Source organism: uncultured Pseudomonas sp. (assembly GCF_943846705.1).
Lineage (GTDB): Bacteria > Pseudomonadota > Gammaproteobacteria > Pseudomonadales > Pseudomonadaceae > Aquipseudomonas.
Map to the genome: position 1 here is coordinate 380,506 of NZ_OX044366.1, position 17,578 is coordinate 398,083.

The window sequence follows — 17,578 nt, forward strand, 5'->3', positions numbered from 1 at the left end:
CTCACGCCTCCTCAACCTGGCCAACACTGTGAATGGCCGTGCGAATCCGGGTGTAGGTGGCGCAGCGGCACAGATTACCCGCCATGGCGGCATCAATCGCCTGATCATCGGGCTTCGGCTGGCTCTGCAGCAGCGCCGTGGCGGCCATGATCTGCCCTGACTGGCAGTAACCGCACTGCACCACCTCGTGCGCCAGCCAGGCCTGCTGCACGGCTTGGCCCACGGCTGTCTCACCGATGGCTTCAATGGTGGTGATCGCGCGGCTCGCCACTGCGGCAACCGGGGTCACACACGAACGGATCGGCTGACCGTCGAGGTGTACGGTGCACACCCCGCACTGGGCAATGCCACAGCCGTACTTGGTTCCGGTCAGGCCCAGCACATCGCGCAAGACCCACAGCAGAGGCATATCGGGGGCAACGTCAACCTGCTGCGACTGTCCATTGATGATTAACGTTTGCATAGTATTTCCTCTGCTTAAAGTGTTGATGCCGACAACCTTGGTTATCGCGTTGATCATGTGGGTGCGGTACGTGAGGCAGGCTAAAACGGCGTCATGCCCTCACGAATCAATTCGCCTTAAACGGGCAACCAGCCACCCGGCCAGTGGGAAGGAAATAAGCTGGGTGACAGGCACCAATACCAGCACTTCCACCAATACCATTAGCGGGAAACTCAGGTCACGGGTCAGCGGGGCCAACACACTCAGCACCAATAAGAGCGTAGGGTATAACCCCAGGCAGCCCACCACTACACGCCAGAACATGGCGTTTATTTGATGCGAGCGCTTACTGCGTTCATGCATAAAAACCCCTGCAGGCATTGCCTGTAACTTAGCGGCCTGGATTTTTTAAATAAAAAAGCCCTACCAGCAAGGAGCTTGAGCTGGCAGAGCAATAACCGGTGTTATTCCAACAAGCGGCAATCAGTCTTCACCGACGCGGACCACCAACTTGCCAAAATTACGACCCTCGAGCAGGCCGATAAAGGCCTTAGGCGCCTCTTCCAGACCACTCACCAATTCTTCGCGATACTTGATCCGCCCCTGGGCAAACCAGCTCGACATATCATTAAAAAACTCGTCGTAGCGGTGGCCGTAATCATCAAAAATAATGAAACCCTGCACATTGATACGCTTGCGCAGAATGCTGCCCATCAAAGACGGCAACCGATCTGGCCCGCTGGGTAAAGCGGTATCGTTGTAGTGCGCAATAATGCCGCAGACCGGCACTCGGGCCTTGGTATTGAGCAGCGGCAGCACCGCATCGAAGACCTTGCCGCCGACATTCTCGAAGTAGATGTCGATACCCGCCGGGCAGGCCTTGGCCAGTTGCTCGGCGAAGTCTGGCGCACGGTGATCGAGGCAGGCATCAAACCCCAGCACCTCGACCGCATGCCGGCATTTTTCCGCGCCGCCGGCGACACCGACCACATGGCAGCCTTTGATTTTGCCGATCTGCCCGACAGTCGCACCGACCGGCCCGGTGGCAGCCGCTACTACCAGGGTTTCACCCGCCTGCGGCCGGCCAATATCGAGCAAGCCCATATACGCGGTGAAGCCCGGCATGCCAAAGATGCCCAAGGCATAAGAAGGCTGCGCCGGCGACTCGCCCAGCGCGGTCAGGTCGCTGCCATCGGACAGCGCATAGTCCTGCCAGCCAGCAAAGGACAGCACCCAGTCACCGACCTTGTAGGCGGGATTTTTTGAGGCAACCACACGGCCTACGGTGCCACCCACCATCACCCCACCGACGTCCACCGGCGCGGCATAGGACGGTGCATCACTCATCCGCCCGCGCATATAAGGGTCGAGCGATAGGTAGACGGTACGCAGCAGCACCTGCCCCTCGGCAGGTTCAGGAATGGGGCTTTGCTCAATGCGGAAATTCGCCTCGACCGGTGCGCCGTGCGGGCGCGAGGCCAGCACAACGCGTCGATTGATTTGCTTTGACTGGGGCATGTGCAAACTCCTTGGCGGGTGTTGAAGAAGAGGTTGTCTCGGTGCAAATAAATTAGACCAGTCGGCTACAAGACCGGTAAAAAATGCCCACCTACAGGTGGGCAATCTCGCCATCAGGCGTTGTCAGCGGCCAGCATGGCCAGGGTCGTGGCCATGGCGTTTTCCAGCGACCGACTATTGCGGTGCAGCTTGCTCAGCAGGCTGGCCCCCAGCCACAGCTGGTAAAGGGCCGTCGCCGTGCGGTAAGCCTCGCCCTGCGGCAGGGAACCGTCCTGCTGCCCCTGCTCAATGCAGTCAGCGATCCGCACAATGATTTGATCTGCGCCATCGCGCAGCGTGAGGCGCATGGACTCCGAGAGATCCGCCACCTCAGCGCTTAACTTCACCACCAGGCACTTCTGCTCATCGCAGGGCTCGCAGTAGCTGTCCAGCCACTTCTGCCAATAGCCCATCAGCCGTTCGCGGGCCGTGTTGCCCGTGACGGCGAAGCGCTCGTCCATGTTCGCCAGATAAGTGCGAAAGTAATCCTCGAGCAAGGACTGGCCGTACTGCTCTTTGGATTTGAAGTAATGGTAGAACGAGCCTTTCGGCACGCTGGCGGCCTGCAAAATCTCGTTAAGGCCCACACCCGTGAAGCCCTTCACCACCATCATGCGGTGGCCGGTATCGAGTAAATGCTGGCGCGTGTCATCGTAGTTTTGCTTCATCGGGGCAGATTACCAATAAATTAGACCAGTCGTCTACAGCTGATATCAAGACCCTACTATAGCAACACTCCACCTCGGCCACCCAGGCCAAGCCGCAAAGCCATCAGCCAACTTGCAGAGACTTTTCCGCATAAAACGCTAGGTTCCGTAGCACACCCGCAGATAGTAGACCGGTTGACTAGTGTGCGAGTAGCATGCGCCCAGAGCACGCCAATTACCCAATACTCATCCGCGCGCCAGATGCCCGATGCGCCCCAACGGAGCTATACCGATGATCAAACTTCACCACCTGAATGCTTCACGCTCAATTCGCATCCTCTGGCTGCTGGAGGAAATCGGTGAGCCCTATGAGTTAATCACATACACGCGCGATGCAAAAACCCACTTGGCCCCTGCCTCCCTGAAAGCCATTCACCCGCTCGGCAAATCGCCGGTGATTGAACTAGACGGGCAAGTCATTGCCGAGTCCGGGGCGATGCTGGAAGTGCTGATTAAGCGCCTGGCACCGCACTTGGCACCTGATGAGGGTTCAGCTGCATACATTGATTACCTGACGTGGATTCACTTCGCAGAAAGCTCCGCCATGCTGCCGTTCTTGCTGAAGGTCTTCAATCAATATGAGACTCAGTCAGGCACCGACCTGAAGTTTCTGAACGGCTACGCACAGGCTGAATTCAACAAGGTATTTGCCTTTATAAACAGCCACCTTGAGGGCAAGAACTTCCTGGTAGAAGAGCGTCTGACCGGTGCGGACTTTATGTTGGGCTTCGTCGTACAGGGCGCACTGAACAACCTGAAAGGCGGAGAGCAATTCCCCCACATCGAGCGTTATATCCGTAACCTGGAAAAGATCAGTAGTTATCAGCGCGCTATTGAAAAAGACCAAGGCTGAGTCGAAGCCTCAGCAACCATGGCTTTAAACGGCGCTGCACTGCCAGCCGGCGCTGACGTTAGCCGCTAACGTCAGCGTGCTTAATACCTGAGCCTCGCGCCTAGGCTCAGGCCTTCCTCGGTTTAGCCGTTAACCTGGCGCGCTTTCAGGTAGGCGATGACCGCCGCTTGCTCGCCGGCAAACTCAATCCGCGCACTTTTACTCTCGCGCTGGAAGTCATACATAGGGTCGTAATACTCACGCAACAGCCCCTCGATCCAGCCACGGTGCAGGTCAACATTGCCGCTGCGCTGCTGCTCATCCAGTGCCGCCTGCATGATCGCCAACAGCCGCTGATAACGCTCGCCGCCCAGACGCCGCTGGATATTGCTCAGACTTTGCAGCAGCCGCTCGGCGAACAGGCGAAAGCCATCCGCAACGCCATGCACGCTGATGAACTCGGCGCACAGGTCGGTCACATAATCACCGAGAATGCGCTCGACGCGGCCGGCGAAGCTGTCTTCTAGCCACACCAGCGGATAATTCTGCATGCCTTGGTACAGCTCCAGCGGCAGCGAGCAGGTGCCGACCAGGCGGCTCTCGTCCTCCAGCACAAACTGCTGGGTGCCGGCGGCGCGCTGCTTGAGGATGTCGATGGCCAGGCGGTTCTCGAAGTCGATTTGCCCCGGCTGGCCGGTGGCACGCTTGCCGAAGCTGGAGCCGCGATGGTTGGCGTGGCCTTCCAGGTCTAGGCTGTTGCCCAGCGCGCTGATCACCTCGGTTTTTCCGGTGCCGGTCATGCCGCCGACGATGACGAACTTACATTCGGCCACCGCCTGCAGGGTGGTTTCCAGCAAGAAACTGCGCATGGCCTTGTAGCCGCCGATCACCCGCGGATATTCGATACCCGCGTCCTTGAGCCACTGCTGGGTGATCTGCGAGCGCAGGCCACCGCGGAAGCAGTACAGGTAACCCTCTGGATTAGCCTTGGCGAAGGCACTCCAGGCCGCGACGCGCTCATCCTTGACCGCACCACTGACCAGCTGATGGCCCAACTCGATGGCCGCATCCTGACCTTTTTGCTTGTAGCAGGTGCCGACTTTTTGTCGCTCGATGTCGTCCATCAGCGGCAGGTTGAGCACACCGGGGAAGGCACCCTTAGCGAACTCCACCGGCGCACGAGCATCCATCAGCGGCCGGTCATTGAGGAAGATGTCACGGTAGTCACTGCTGTTGTCGCGCATCAGAGCACCTCTACCGCGTGCGCCTGGCGCTCAAGCAAACGACCGATGGGCGCCAGGTTCAGGCCCAGCTCGGCAGCCACCGCGAGGAACTCGGCTTCGCCCTCCGGGGTGACAGCCACCAGCAGACCGCCACTGGTCTGCGGGTCACAGAGCAGGTTGCGCTGCGCCTCGCTGATCGGCGCAATCTTCTCGCCGTAACTCTCATAGTTACGCAGGGTGCCGCCGGGTACGCAGCCTTCGCCCAGGTAGTAGTCAACGCCCGGCAGGCGCGGCACGGCGGCGTAGTCGAGCTGCGCGGTGAGGCCGGCACCATCGGCCATTTCCACCAGGTGGCCGAGCAGGCCGAAACCGGTGACATCGGTCATCGCGGTCACCCCGGCGAGCTTGCCGAAACGGCTGCCGGGCTTGTTCAGGGTGCACATCCAGTCACGCGCCAGGCCGACGTCTTCGGCGCGCAGCTTGGACTTCTTCTCGGCGGTGGTGAGGATGCCGATGCCCAGCGGCTTGCTCAGGTACAGCCGGCAACCGACCGTGGCGGTGTCGTTGCGCTTCATGTGGCGTTTGTTCACCACGCCGGTTACCGCCAGGCCGAAGATCGGCTCGGGCGCGTCGATGGAGTGGCCACCGGCCAGTGCAATGCCGGCTTCATCACAGACCGCGCGGCCGCCGCGAATCACTTCGCGGGCCACTTCCGGCGGCAGCAGGTTGACCGGCCAGCCGAGGATGGCGATGGCCATTAGCGGGTCGCCGCCCATGGCATAGATGTCGCTGATCGCATTGGTCGCGGCGATGCGGCCGAAGTCATAGGGGTCATCGACAATCGGCATAAAGAAGTCGGTGGTCGAAACCACCCCGCGCTCGTCATCGAGGGCATACACCGCCGCATCGTCACGCGACGCGTTGCCGACCCACAGCTTCGGGTCGAGGTTCTGCGCACCGCTACCGGCGAGGATCACGTCCAGCACCTTGGGGGAAATCTTGCAGCCACAACCGGCTCCATGGCTGTACTGGGTCAGGCGGATCGGCTCGCTCATCGGTCAGGCTCTCGGCAAATCAGAAAACAGGTCGCGGATTCTAACAGGCCGTTGTAAACGCAGGATTGCCAACGCCGCTTGTTTTCCAACGGTCTGCCGGCAACGCTGGTCTTTAGCGCAGCGCTCCCTATAATCGCGCCACGTCGATTACTGACGACACGCAGCCAGCCGATCCGCTGAGCTGACACTTAGAACCTTTTCCGCTATTGAACCGGAGAATCTTCATGCTTAAACGCTCCTTGGCGCTCGCCGCCCTGTGCCTGTCCGCCAGCCTGACCCACGCCGCCGAAACCCTGCGCGTCAGCGCCATCCCGGATGAAGCGCCGACCGAACTGCTGCGCAAATTCAAACCGCTGGGCGCCTATCTGGAACAGCAGTTGGGCATGCCCGTCGAGTTCACCCCGGTAGCCGATTACCCGGCCGTGGTTGAAGCGCTGGCCACTGATCGCCTCGACATGGCCTGGCTCGGCGGCTTCACCTTCGTCCAGGTCCGCCAAAAAACCGGTAACGCCATTCCGCTGGTGCAGCGCGAGCAGGATGCCCAGTTCACCAGCAAGTTCATCACCGCCGACGCCAACATCAATTCCTTGGCCGACCTCAAGGGCAAGACCTTTGCCTTTGGTTCGGTGTCGTCGACCTCCGGCAGCCTGATGCCGCGTTATTTCATGCTGCAGGACGGCATCAAGCCGGAAGACTACTTCAGCCGCATTGGCTACTCCGGCGCACATGACGCCACCGCCGCCTGGGTCCAGGCCGGCAAGGTCGATGGCGGCGTGCTCAACGCCAGCGTGTGGGACAAGCTGGTCGCCAGCGGCAAGGTCGACACCAGCAAGGTCAAAGTCTTCGCCACCACCCCAAGCTACTTTGACTACAACTGGACCGTGCGCGGCAGCCTCGACCCGGTGCTGGTTGAGAAAATCAAAGCGGCGTTCCTCGCCCTCGACCCGGCTAACCCGGCGCACAAGGCGATTCTCGACCTGCAGGCTGCCAGCCGCTTTATCGAAACCAAGCCCGAGAACTATCAAGGCATCGAGGACGCCGCCCGCGCCGCCGATCTGCTGAAATGAGCCTACGCCTGATTCAGGCGACGCTGCAGCACGGTAACGGCGTTCACGCCCTGGGCAATCTTGATCTGCACATTGCCCAAGGCGAGCGCGTGGCGATCATCGGCCCCTCCGGGGCCGGCAAGTCGAGCCTGCTCAATCTGCTGGCCACCGCCCTGCAACCCAGCAGCGGCGAGTTGCACGTGCTCGGCGAACAGCCTTGGCAGCTCTCTGGCCGGCAACGCCAGCGCCTGCGCGCGCGCATCGGCCTAGTCCATCAAGCGCCGCCGCTGCCGGCGCGGCAGCGCGTGGTAACTGCTGTGCTGGCCGGCAAACTCGGCCAGTGGAGTGTGACCAAGAGCCTGCTAAGCCTGCTGTACCCGCTGGACATCCCTGGCGCACAGCGTGAGCTGGGCAAACTGGATTTGGCCGACAAGGTATTCGCCCAATGCCAGCAGCTTTCCGGTGGTCAGTTGCAGCGCGTGGGCATTGCCCGCGCGCTGTACCAGGCACCCGAGCTGCTGCTGGCCGATGAGCCGGTCTCGGCGATGGACCCGGTGCTCGCCGCGCATACGCTGAACGTGCTGTGTCGGCATTCCGAAGCCAGCGGCGTCACCCTGATCGCCAGCCTGCATGCGGTGGAGCTGGCCCTGGCGCACTTCCCGCGGGTGATTGGCCTGCGTGACGGGCAGATTTTGTTCGACCGCCCGGCCGCCGAAGTCGATCAGGCGCAGCTCGATGCGCTGTATGCCAACGAACAGCTGCTCTCACCGCCCCTCCCCGCCGTCAGCCTAAGCCTGCAGACTCCGCGATGCTAAACCGCGTTCAGCGCGACCCGGCCGCCCTGCCTCGCCTGCTACTCAGCCTGCTGGCGCTGGCCTTGTTGTGGCCCGGCATTCAGCTCAGCGAGCTGGACCTCGGTGTGCTGTTGCACGCCGACAGCCAAAGCGAGATGGGCCGTTTCGTCGCCGGCTTCTGGCCGCCGGCGCATGACGCCGAGTTTCTCGACCTGTTGCTGCAAGCCACCTTGCAAACGCTGGCCATCGCCACCGCCGGCATGGCCCTGGCGCTGCTGTTGGCGATTCCGGCTAGCCTGCTGGCCAGTCGCGCGCTGTCGCTGTCGGCGGCCTCCCGTGACGGCCGGCCTAAAACGTTGGCGCAGCTACTGCGCTGGCCGGTACGCGGGCTGCTGATCTTCCTGCGTAGCGTGCCGGAAATCGTCTGGGCGCTATTGTTCGTGCGCGCCGTCGGCCTCGGCCCCACCGCCGGGGTGCTGGCCATCGCCATCACCTACAGCGGCATGCTCGGCAAGGTCTATGCGGAAATTTACGAGTCGGTCGATCAACGCCCCATGCACGCCTTGCTGCAATCCGGCAGCGGCCGACTGGCGGCGTTCGTCTACGGCATCCTGCCGAATGCCGCGGCGGAACTGACCTCCTACACGGTATACCGCTGGGAATGTGCGATCCGCGCCTCGGTGGTGATGGGCTTTGTCGGCGCCGGCGGCCTTGGCCAGCAGATCGACCTGTCGCTGCGCATGTTCGCTGGCGGCGAGGTGGCCAGCATGCTGCTGACCTTCCTGTTGCTGGTGCTGCTGGCCGACCAACTCAGCCGCTTACTGCGCCGGAGGTTGGCATGCACCGGCTGATCAACCTGCTGTTATTAGTGATCATCGGCGTGGCGGTGTACGCCTCGTTCGTCTACCTGGGCATCGACCTCGGCACGCTGATCGGTGGCGACAACCTGGCGCAGATGGCCGGCTACGTGCAGCGTTTCCTGACGCCCGACCTGAGCACGGACCACCTACAAACCATCGGCCATGGCGCGCTGGAAACCTTGGCCATGTCAGCCATCGGCACCTTACTGGCAGCGGTGTTTGGCGTGCTCCTGGCGTTACCCGCAGCGGGACGTTTCGGCTGGCCGCTGCAGAGCGCGGCCCGCTTGCTGCTGAACGCCCTGCGGGCAATTCCCGAGCTGGTCTGGGCGGCCTTAATGGTATTGGCCGCCGGCCTCGGCCCGAATGCCGGCACCCTGGCCCTGGCTCTGCACACCGCCGGGGTACTTGGCCGCTTGTTTGCCGAAGCCCTGGAAAACACCCCGACCGCACCGGCCGAAGCGATTCGCCTACAAGGCGGCGGCCAGGTCGCGGCGTTCTGCTACGGCACCCTGCCCAACCTGTGGCCACAGCTGTTGGCTTACTGCTTGTACCGCTGGGAAAACAATATCCGCATGGCCAGCGTGCTCGGCTTCGTCGGGGCCGGCGGCTTGGGGCAGATGCTCTATGTCAGCCTTAGCCTGTTCCAGGAAGCACAGGCCAGCACGGTCATCCTGGCGATGTTGCTGCTGGTGTTCGGCGTCGATGCGCTGAGTGGCTGGAGCCGCCAACGCTGGGTGCGGGTGTAGCCGCACGCATCAGGCAGATGCGTCTTGCGCTGAGCGGTCTCTGCGCCGCTGCAACCAAGCGCAATGGCCACTGTCCAAACCCAACGCGGAACTGCCCCATCCAGCCGCGCTCGTTATTGCTCTAGGGAGACGTCCTTGCCTGCTGTGTTTTTGCGTCACCCTTTGCGCTGGGTCGCCTTATTGGTTGGCGGGATCGGCCTAACCGCCTCGGTTCTCGCCTGCCCCAGCGGGCAGCAGCAGGTGTGTGCCGTGGTGTGCTTCTGTGCGCCGCTCAGCCAGGCCGACATCGATGGCTTGTACGAAAACGCCACCCAGATAGCCGCTACAGGTCTTGAGCAAGGCTTGCAGCAAGCGCGTGAGCGCGCGGCAGCCGACGGCACCGAGCCTGTGCCTCTGCATATCCGCGCGCAGCTAGAGGCCTATTTCGATATAGCGGTGCTCGACTCGGCGCGCTTTAAGGTCGGTGGCGGCGAGGCGCTGAACGCCGGCAATGCCTTGCTGCAAAACCCCGACGTGCTGGCGGTGACGCTGATCGACATCATCGTTTTCCGTAACGCTGAGGACGCGCAGCAAAATGTCGCGCTCTGGGCCCATGAGTTGCTGCATGTGCAGCAATACCAGCAATGGGGCGTGCGCGAATTTACCCGCCGCTACACCCGCGACCACGACGCCATCGAAGCGCCCGCTTACAAACTGCAGATTGAGGTCGCTCGGGCACTGCGCAATCAGTTGAGCCTGAGCGAGACGGTGCCCTAACCGACGCCTGAACATCGGGAGAGGCCGCCGAAGCAACCTGCCGCCCTTGCTGTTCGCCTTCTCTTAGCGAGCCAGCCATGCGGCTTGGCGCTGGCGCACGGCGACGTCATGCGCCAGCAGTGCCTCGATAAAGCACTGCGCCGCCAGCGATAAGCGCCGGCCGTGCAGGCGAGCAACGCCGAAGCGCCCGCTCAGCCCCGGGGCAAGGCTAGGCAATGCCTGCAAGTCGCCGCGCTGCAGTTCGTCTTCCACCATAAACCACGGCAACAGCGCCAGCGCCTCACAGCCCAACAGCAGCTGCTTGAGCATGGCCGAGCTGTCGCAGGTGATCGCCAGTTTCCACTGCGCGCGCCAGGTGTTCTGCAACGCACTGGGCAGGCGCTTGAGCAGTTCCTCGCGAATCGCCTCGGGCAGGTTGGGCCCGGCCAGCGGGTAGCGCAACAGCGCCTCGGTACTGGGCGAGGCCTGCTCAAGCAGCGGATGACCGGCGCGGCACACGGGCAACGTGTGGTGCTCACCGAGGAGCTGCACGACATAGCTGGGATCGTCTTCAATCTCGTGCAAATCCACCACCATCAGATCGATTTCGCGACGTTGCAAGCGCGCCGGCAGCTCTTGCCAGGGCGCCAGTATCACCTCCAGATACACCCCTGGATGGGCACGGCTCAAGATGGCCAGCACCGGGGCGACTAGGGCGGCGCCGGCGAAGGGGCCTACACCTATGCGTAACTCCCCTTGCTGCAAGCCGCGCGCCAATTGCAGGTCATGCTTAAGGTCCTGGGCATGCAGCAGCAGTTTGCGGGCATGCTGCAACAGCAACTCGCCCATCGCCGTGGGGGTCACTTCACGGTGACTGCGGTCAAACAGTTGCTCGCCAACCTGCGCTTCAAGCGCCTGCAAGCTGCGCGATAACGCCGGCTGGGAGAGGTGAAGCGCCTCGGCAGCACGGGCAAAGTTGCCATGTTCGGCGAGAGCAAGGGCATGACGCAGGTGACGGAGCTCTATATTCATGTCTTACACGCATTGAAAAGATGCTTTAGCTGCATTGGACGCATGGTATCCCGCACCCCATGCTCTGACCAGTCAACCCGTGGAGTAAGCCAATGAATCTGCCCTTGCGCTGGTTATTACCCAGCACCCTGTTGTTTCTCAGCGCCTGCAGCGACAGCTCCGCGCCCAGCACCAGCGCCGCCACGCCAAGCACGCAAGCCGCCCAGGCTGAGGTGCTGCAGCAATACGACTTGAGCCACACCGAGGGCTTGGCCCAGGCACGGCGCGGCCTGATTGCCGCACCGCAGGGCCAGGTGCGCGATGCCGAGGGCCAACTGATCTGGGACTTCGACAGCTTCGCGTTTATCCATGACGAAGCGCCTGCCACCGTCAACCCGAGCCTGTGGCGACAGGCGCTGCTGAATAACCAGATTGGTCTGTTCAAAGTCAGCGAGAAAATCTATCAACTGCGCGGCTTTGACCTGGCCAACATGACCCTGATCGAGGGCGACAGCGGCTGGATTGTCATCGACCCGCTGACCAGCCGGGAAACTGCCGCCTTCGCCATGGACTTCGTCGCACAACATCTGGGCCAGCGCCCGGTGAGCGCGATGATCTTCAGCCATAGCCATGTCGATCACTTTGGCGGTGCCCTCGGTGTGCTCACTGCCGAAGACGCCAAGGCTCGACAGGTACCGGTGATCGCCCCGGCCGGGTTTATGCAGGAGGCCACCAGCGAAAACCTGATGATGGGCGTTGCCATGACCCGCCGCGCCACCTTTATGTACGGCAAACGCCTGCCACGTACCGCCGAGGGCATGGTCGACAACGGCTTGGGCAAGGCGGTGGCGTTTGGTCACATGGGCATTCTGCCGCCGACCCAACTGATCAGCGCCAGCGAACAGACGCTGGACGTCGATGGCGTACGCTTTGTTTTCTACAACACGCCCGGAGCCGAGGCCCCGGCGGAGATGACTTTCAGCCTGCCAGAGCTAAACGCCTTTGGCGGCGCTGAGCTGCTCTCACAAACCCTGCACAACCTCTACACCCTGCGTGGCGCCAAGGTGCGCGATGCCCTGCAGTGGGCCAACTACATCGACGCCAGCCGTGCCCACGCCGCCGAGGCCCAGGTGCTGTTCAACCAACACCACTGGCCGGTGTGGGGGCAAACCAACATCCAGGCGTTTCTCACCGCGCAGCGTGATGTCTACCGCTACCTGCACGACCAAACCGTACGACTGATGAATGCCGGACTCACCGCGCCGGAGATCGCCGAGCAGTTGCGGCTGCCGCCAAGCCTCGACCAACACCTGCACGTACATGGCTACTACGGCACGCTCAAGCACAACGTGCGCGGCATTTATCAGTTCTATCTGGGCTGGTATGACGCCAACCCCGCCAACCTCGACCCACTCCCACCGGTGGACGCGGCCGCCAAGTACGTGGCCCTCGCCGGGGGCCGCGAGCAATTGCTGGCGAGTGCCGAACAGGCCTATGCCGAGGGTGACTATCGCTGGGCGGCCGAGCTGGGCAAGCACCTGCTGTATGCCGACCCTGAGCATGCGGCGGCGCGCGACCTGCAAGCCCGCAGCTTCGAGCAACTGGGTTATCAAGCCGAGTCTGCGGCGTGGCGGAACGTCTACCTGAGCGGTGCCTATGAGCTGCGCCACGGCCTGCCGCAAGACGGCTTCACCTCGGCGATGATGCTCGACATGCTCAAGCACACGGAGCCCGAGCGCTTTCTGGAAGTGATGGCCAGCAAACTGGACGGCATCGCAGCGGCCGACAGTGCGCTGCGGATCAATCTCAATTTCACCGACAGCGGCGTGCGCTATCACCTGTGGATCGAAAACGCCGTATTGCACCACCGTCGCGTGGCGGCAGACGACGTTGCTGAGGCCGACGCCAGCCTCAATCTGAGCCAGGACTTCTTCCTGCAAATGATCACCGGCCAGGCCGGTGTCGCGGCCCTGTTCAGCTCCGACCAGGTGTCGATCGACGGCAGTGCACTGGCGCTGGGGCGCTTCTTTAGCCTGCTGGATAAGCCGGACGGACGCTTCCCTATCGTCACCCGCCAGTAAGCACTCGCGGCTTGCCCGTCAAATGTGCCTGCAGCGCAGCCAAAACCGCTGCGCTGTTTGGCCTGTACGACAGACCATTGGGCGGCACCTGCTGCAATACCTGCCTGTGACGCCCAGGCGAATATGCGTCGTGCACAACTGCAGACGCTGACGATGGGTATCGCCGAAAATCAGTGGACAGGTGGTTTAAGAGAAAGCGCCAGGCGATCGATTGGAGCGGCGCAGGTAGCGCCGCTCCAGCACCAGCCGGGTAGGCCGGTGCATCGCATCGAAATGCCAGAGGGGAAGAAACGCCTCGTACCGGCGGGTAGCCCCCGTTACCGGGTGTACGAAGGGCGCTGCGTAACGGCAGGTGCCGCGTGCAGCATCAGGTGCTTGGGCAAAGTACCTGGGGGTGGCGGTAAGCCGGTGTTGCGTGCAACCCCGGCAGGCAAACCTGCCGGGTGTCATGCTCGGTGCGCTGAGTAGCGGACAACGGCCCGGCACTTAGCGCGGCAGCGGCTTAACCGATGGTCATCAGGCTGGCGTTACCGCCGGCCGCTGCGGTGTTGATGCTCAACGCGTGCTCGATCAACAGGCGCTCCAGTGGGATGTCAGTCTCACCTTTGTTCAAGCCATGCACACCGATGATCGCGCCAGGGCGCTGGGCCGCCAATTGGCTGACCTCACGCAACTGATCGGAGTCACCGTGGTGCAGGATCGCATCGAAACCGACCTCACTGCTGCTCCATTGGCTGAGCAGGGTAATGCGCTGCTGCACCAGCTTGGGCAGTGCCGCCAAGAGCGCCTGGGTCAGCTCGCTTTCCTGCCACAGCACCTGGCAACCCACGGCCAACGCCGCCGCCAGCTGTACCAGCAAATCGCCACGTTCATCGGCCAGGCACAGTACATGCTCACGCGGCAGCAGGCTGTAGCTGTTGCGCTCACCGGTCGGGCCAGCCAACTGCTGCACCGTGCCGCTTTGCGCCAGTTCTACATACTGCGTGCTCAAGGCAGACAGGCTCGGCTCATGCTCAGCCGCCCACTCCTGCAGCGCCTGGATGACTTTGGCCTGCGCCGCTGGACGCTGGATTTCACCCTCTTCCTGCTGCAGCTGCTTGGCCACCGCATCATGCGGGCGGGTGGCCAGCAAACGGTACATGTACAGCGGGCCACCGGCTTTCGGGCCGGTGCCGGAGAGGCCTTCACCACCGAACGGCTGCACGCCCACGACGGCACCGACCATGTTGCGGTTGACGTAGAGGTTGCCGACCTTGGCGCTGCCCACCACCTGAGCGATGGTTTCATCGATGCGCGTGTGCACACCCAGGGTCAGGCCATAGCCGCTGTCGTTGATCTGCTGCAGCAACTTGCCGAGGTCTGCGCGGGCATAACGCACCACGTGCAGCACCGGGCCGAAGATTTCACGGGTCATTTCATCGAAGCTGTCCAGTTCGATCAGCGTCGGCGTGACGAAGGTACCGCGGCTCAGGTCATCGCCATTGCTGCGCGCTGCCTGGAAAATCTTGCGGCCCTTGTCGCGCATTTTCGCGACGTGCTGATCGATATTGGCCTTAGCTTCGGCGTCGATTACCGGGCCGATATCCGTGCTCAAGCGCTCCGGGTTGCCGAGGCTGTATTCGGCCATGGCACCTTTGAGCATGTTGATCACGCGATCGGCCACATCTTCCTGCACACACAGCACACGCAGAGCCGAGCAACGCTGACCGGCGCTGTCGAAGGCCGAGGCCACGACATCAACCACCACCTGCTCGGTGAGTGCCGAGGAGTCGACGATCATGCTGTTGAGGCCGCCGGTTTCAGCGATCAACGGCAGGGTACGACCATGCGCATCCAGGCGACCGGCCAGGTTGCGCTGGATAATCCCGGCCACTTCGGTGGAGCCAGTGAACATCACGCCGCGCACCCGCTCGTTGCCGATCAGGCCGGCACCCACGGTTTCGCCACGGCCCGGCAGCAGCTGCACGGCACCGGCCGGCACGCCGGCTTCCAGCAGAATGCGTACCGCCTGGGCAGCGATCAGCGGGGTTTGTTCGGCCGGTTTGGCCAGCACAGTGTTACCAGCTGCCAGAGCCGCAGCCACCTGGCCACTGAAGATGGCCAGCGGGAAGTTCCACGGGCTGATGCACACCACCGGACCCAGCGGGCGATGGCTGTCATTGCTGAAGTGGTTACGTGCCTGCGCCGCGTAGTAACGCAGGAAGTCCACGGCCTCGCGCACTTCGGCAATGGCGTTGGCAAAGGTTTTACCCGACTCGCGCACCAGCAAGCCCATCAGCTGTTGGGTTTCCGCCTCCATCTGATCCGCCGCGCGGTCGAGCACTGCGGCGCGCTCACCTGGCAGGGTCGACTGCCAGATCTGCCCACTGGACACCGCGCAGAGCACGGCATTTTGCACATCCTGCACGCTGGCCTCATGCACATGGCCGACGATGTCACGATGGTCCGATGGGTTGCGCACCGGCTGCGCCTCGCCCAGCTCTGGCGTGTCACACCCAAGCAGCGGCATGGCCTTGTAAGCGTTGTTAGTGCTGCTCAGCAGCGCCGAAGACAGCGACCCCAGGCGATGTTCGTTGGCCAGGTCGATGCCTTCTGAGTTTTTCCGGGCAGCACCATACAGGGCGCACGGTAGCGCGATTCGCGGGTGCGGCAGGCCAAGCCCACCTTCCTGCGCGGCCATTTGCTCGATTTGCTGCACCGGGTCGAGCACCAGTTCTTTAATCGAGATGCTGTGGTCGGCAATGCGGTTAACAAACGAGGTGTTCGCGCCGTTCTCCAGCAGGCGACGCACCAGATAAGCCAGCAAGGTTTCATGGCTGCCGACCGGCGCATATATACGGCACGGACGGTTCAGCTTGCCGTCGGCGATTTTGCCCACGACCTGCTCGTACAGCGGCTCACCCATGCCGTGCAGGCATTGGAATTCGTACTGACCGGGGTAGTAGTTCTGCCCGGCCAGCTGATAGATCGCCGACAACGAGTGAGCGTTGTGCGTGGCGAACTGCGGGTAGATGGCTTCCGGCACGGCCAGCAGCTTGCGCGCACAGGCAATGTAGGAGACGTCGGTGTACGGCTTGCGGGTGTACACCGGATAGCCTTCCAGACCTTCGACCTGGGCGCGCTTGATTTCGCTGTCCCAGTACGCGCCTTTTACCAGACGGATCATCAGGCGGTGACGGCTGCGCTTGGCCAGGTCGATGACATAGTCGATCACGTACGGGCAGCGTTTCTGGTAAGCCTGGATGACAAAACCGATGCCGTTCCAACCGGTCAGGGCCGGGTCGAAGCACAGGCGCTCCAGCAGGTCGAGGGAGATTTCCAGACGATCGGCTTCTTCGGCGTCGATGTTCAGGCCGATGTCGTACTGCTTGGCCAGCTTGGTCAAGCTGAGCAGGATCGGGTACAGCTCATCCATCACGCGCTCGTGCTGGGCACGGCTATAGCGCGGGTGCAGCGCCGACAACTTGATCGAGATGCCTGGACCTTCGTAGATGCCACGACCATGGGACGCCTTGCCGATGGCATGGATCGCCTGCTCGTAGGACGCCAGGTAACGCTTGGCATCTTCGTCAGTCAGCGCGGCTTCGCCGAGCATGTCGTAGGAGTAACGGAAACCCTTATCTTCCATCGTGGTGGCATTGGCCAGGGCTTCGGCGATGGTTTCGCCGGTAACAAACTGCTCGCCCATCAGACGCATGGACATGTCCACGCCCTTGCGGATCAGCGGCTCGCCGCCTTTGCCGATGATGCGATTGAGCGAGGTGACCAAGCCGGCTTCGTTATGCGTAGAGACCAGCTTGCCGGTGATCAACAGCCCCCAGGAGGCGGCGTTTACGAACATCGACGGGCTGTTGCCCAGGTGCTGGCTCCAGTTGCCGTTGCTGATCTTGTCGCGGATCAGCGCGTCACGCGTGGCCTTGTCCGGAATACGCAACAGCGCTTCGGCCAGGCACATCAGCGCGACACCTTCCTGCGAGGACAGCGAGAATTCCTGCAGCAAGCCCTGCACCAAGCCCTGGCGGCCACCGGCGTTCTTCTGGCTGCGCAGCTTCTCGGCAATGCGCATGGCCAGCTTGTTGCTGGCCTCGGCCATGTCCTTGGGCAGACGCGCCTGCTCCAGCAGCATCGGCACGGCTTCGATTTCCGGACGACGGTAAGCCGCGGTAATCGCCGCGCGCAGTACCGATTGCGGCTGGATGCTTTCGGCGAAGTCGAGGAACACCTGCAGACCCTGCTCGGTCAGCGCCTCAACCGGCTCTTCACCGGCAGCTGCGGCCAGGCCGGAATGTTCGGCCGGGGTCAATCCACCCTCAACCTGTTCCAGATAATTGAAAATCGCCTGTTTAATCAGCCAGTGTGGCGTGCGGTCAATTTTCTGCGCAGCCTGCTTGAGGCGCTCACGGGTTGCATCATCGAGCTTTACGCCAAGGGTAGTGGTGGCCATTGGTTTGTCCTGTATGGGCTGGAGCACGGCAAAAAAACTGGCGCG

The 17,578-nt window shown here is 62.3% G+C and carries 15 protein-coding genes; 7 read left to right on the forward strand and 8 right to left on the reverse strand.

All coding sequences use genetic code 11. From position 1 onward, the window contains the following. Position 1: 1 nt before the first annotated feature. From Q0V31_RS01845 to Q0V31_RS01860, 4 genes are all read right to left on the reverse strand, one after another. Positions 2–463 carry a (2Fe-2S)-binding protein gene (locus Q0V31_RS01845; protein ID WP_298183825.1) on the reverse strand — a complete coding sequence of 154 codons (462 nt, stop codon included), beginning with the start codon at positions 461–463 and terminating at the stop codon, positions 2–4. Between the two features lie 99 nt (positions 464–562). After that, complete coding sequence (locus tag Q0V31_RS01850; RefSeq protein WP_298183826.1) at positions 563–805, reverse strand: hypothetical protein; 243 nt, start codon at positions 803–805, stop codon at positions 563–565. 120 nt (positions 806–925) lie between these two features. After that, entirely contained in the window at positions 926–1,960 is a 1,035-nt protein-coding gene (locus Q0V31_RS01855) for an NADP-dependent oxidoreductase (RefSeq protein ID WP_298183827.1), read from the reverse strand. Positions 1,961–2,073: 113 nt separating this feature from the next. After that, positions 2,074–2,667: a TetR/AcrR family transcriptional regulator gene (locus tag Q0V31_RS01860; RefSeq protein ID WP_298183829.1), complete on the reverse strand. Its 594-nt coding sequence runs from the start codon at positions 2,665–2,667 to the stop codon at positions 2,074–2,076. A 271-nt stretch (positions 2,668–2,938) separates the two neighbouring features. Here Q0V31_RS01860 and Q0V31_RS01865 point away from each other — a divergent pair, with 271 nt between their 5' ends. Continuing rightward, a complete protein-coding gene (locus tag Q0V31_RS01865; RefSeq protein ID WP_298183832.1) occupies positions 2,939–3,559 on the forward strand; it encodes a glutathione S-transferase in 621 nt (206 codons plus the stop codon). Between the two features lie 122 nt (positions 3,560–3,681). Here the strand turns inward: Q0V31_RS01865 and mnmH are convergent, their stop codons facing one another. Both mnmH and selD read right to left on the reverse strand, forming a co-directional pair. Continuing rightward, positions 3,682–4,782, reverse strand: a complete 1,101-nt coding sequence (gene mnmH / locus Q0V31_RS01870; protein WP_298183835.1) for a tRNA 2-selenouridine(34) synthase MnmH — start codon at positions 4,780–4,782, stop codon at positions 3,682–3,684. Next, positions 4,782–5,816 (reverse strand): selenide, water dikinase SelD, encoded by a 1,035-nt coding sequence (selD, locus tag Q0V31_RS01875; RefSeq protein ID WP_298183842.1) that lies wholly within the window; start codon positions 5,814–5,816, stop codon positions 4,782–4,784. Before selD ends, mnmH begins: the two co-directional genes overlap by 1 nt. 224 nt (positions 5,817–6,040) lie before the next feature. Between selD and Q0V31_RS01880 the strand changes: the two genes are divergently transcribed. The 5 genes from Q0V31_RS01880 to Q0V31_RS01900 all read left to right on the forward strand — a co-directional run bounded on the left by Q0V31_RS01880 (position 6,041) and on the right by Q0V31_RS01900 (position 10,018). Next, positions 6,041–6,883 carry a putative selenate ABC transporter substrate-binding protein gene (locus Q0V31_RS01880; RefSeq protein WP_298183844.1) on the forward strand — a complete coding sequence of 281 codons (843 nt, stop codon included), beginning with the start codon at positions 6,041–6,043 and terminating at the stop codon, positions 6,881–6,883. Continuing rightward, the gene (locus tag Q0V31_RS01885; RefSeq protein ID WP_298183851.1) at positions 6,880–7,677 is read left to right on the forward strand and encodes an ATP-binding cassette domain-containing protein; all 798 of its coding nucleotides are present in this window, start codon (positions 6,880–6,882) and stop codon (positions 7,675–7,677) included. Before Q0V31_RS01880 ends, Q0V31_RS01885 begins: the two co-directional genes overlap by 4 nt. Continuing rightward, positions 7,671–8,507 carry an ABC transporter permease gene (locus Q0V31_RS01890; RefSeq protein WP_298183853.1) on the forward strand — a complete coding sequence of 279 codons (837 nt, stop codon included), beginning with the start codon at positions 7,671–7,673 and terminating at the stop codon, positions 8,505–8,507. Before Q0V31_RS01885 ends, Q0V31_RS01890 begins: the two co-directional genes overlap by 7 nt. Further along, positions 8,495–9,262 carry a phosphonate ABC transporter, permease protein PhnE gene (gene phnE / locus Q0V31_RS01895; RefSeq protein WP_298183856.1) on the forward strand — a complete coding sequence of 256 codons (768 nt, stop codon included), beginning with the start codon at positions 8,495–8,497 and terminating at the stop codon, positions 9,260–9,262. Before Q0V31_RS01890 ends, phnE begins: the two co-directional genes overlap by 13 nt. Before the next feature lie 135 nt (positions 9,263–9,397). Next, positions 9,398–10,018: a DUF4157 domain-containing protein gene (locus Q0V31_RS01900; protein ID WP_298183863.1), complete on the forward strand. Its 621-nt coding sequence runs from the start codon at positions 9,398–9,400 to the stop codon at positions 10,016–10,018. Positions 10,019–10,081: 63 nt separating this feature from the next. Here the strand turns inward: Q0V31_RS01900 and Q0V31_RS01905 are convergent, their stop codons facing one another. Next, positions 10,082–11,029, reverse strand: coding sequence for a LysR family transcriptional regulator (locus tag Q0V31_RS01905; RefSeq protein ID WP_298183865.1), 948 nt, complete (start codon positions 11,027–11,029; stop codon positions 10,082–10,084). A gap of 92 nt (positions 11,030–11,121) precedes the next feature. Between Q0V31_RS01905 and Q0V31_RS01910 the strand changes: the two genes are divergently transcribed. Continuing rightward, positions 11,122–13,089 (forward strand): alkyl sulfatase dimerization domain-containing protein, encoded by a 1,968-nt coding sequence (locus tag Q0V31_RS01910; RefSeq protein WP_298183867.1) that lies wholly within the window; start codon positions 11,122–11,124, stop codon positions 13,087–13,089. A gap of 502 nt (positions 13,090–13,591) precedes the next feature. Here Q0V31_RS01910 and putA read toward each other — a convergent pair. After that, entirely contained in the window at positions 13,592–17,533 is a 3,942-nt protein-coding gene (gene putA / locus Q0V31_RS01915) for a trifunctional transcriptional regulator/proline dehydrogenase/L-glutamate gamma-semialdehyde dehydrogenase (RefSeq protein WP_298183869.1), read from the reverse strand. Positions 17,534–17,578 lie beyond the last annotated feature (45 nt).

Coding starts and splice junctions, on each gene's coding strand:
- Q0V31_RS01865 (WP_298183832.1), top strand. CDS start 2,939: ATGATCAAACTTCACCACCTGAATGCTTCACGCTCAATTCGCATCCTC.
- Q0V31_RS01905 (WP_298183865.1), bottom strand. CDS start 11,029: ATGAATATAGAGCTCCGTCACCTGCGTCATGCCCTTGCTCTCGCCGAA.
- selD (WP_298183842.1), bottom strand. CDS start 5,816: ATGAGCGAGCCGATCCGCCTGACCCAGTACAGCCATGGAGCCGGTTGT.
- Q0V31_RS01910 (WP_298183867.1), top strand. CDS start 11,122: ATGAATCTGCCCTTGCGCTGGTTATTACCCAGCACCCTGTTGTTTCTC.
- Q0V31_RS01880 (WP_298183844.1), top strand. CDS start 6,041: ATGCTTAAACGCTCCTTGGCGCTCGCCGCCCTGTGCCTGTCCGCCAGC.
- Q0V31_RS01890 (WP_298183853.1), top strand. CDS start 7,671: ATGCTAAACCGCGTTCAGCGCGACCCGGCCGCCCTGCCTCGCCTGCTA.
- Q0V31_RS01860 (WP_298183829.1), bottom strand. CDS start 2,667: ATGAAGCAAAACTACGATGACACGCGCCAGCATTTACTCGATACCGGC.
- Q0V31_RS01850 (WP_298183826.1), bottom strand. CDS start 805: ATGCATGAACGCAGTAAGCGCTCGCATCAAATAAACGCCATGTTCTGG.
- Q0V31_RS01845 (WP_298183825.1), bottom strand. CDS start 463: ATGCAAACGTTAATCATCAATGGACAGTCGCAGCAGGTTGACGTTGCC.
- Q0V31_RS01885 (WP_298183851.1), top strand. CDS start 6,880: ATGAGCCTACGCCTGATTCAGGCGACGCTGCAGCACGGTAACGGCGTT.
- phnE (WP_298183856.1), top strand. CDS start 8,495: ATGCACCGGCTGATCAACCTGCTGTTATTAGTGATCATCGGCGTGGCG.
- Q0V31_RS01855 (WP_298183827.1), bottom strand. CDS start 1,960: ATGCCCCAGTCAAAGCAAATCAATCGACGCGTTGTGCTGGCCTCGCGC.
- mnmH (WP_298183835.1), bottom strand. CDS start 4,782: ATGCGCGACAACAGCAGTGACTACCGTGACATCTTCCTCAATGACCGG.
- putA (WP_298183869.1), bottom strand. CDS start 17,533: ATGGCCACCACTACCCTTGGCGTAAAGCTCGATGATGCAACCCGTGAG.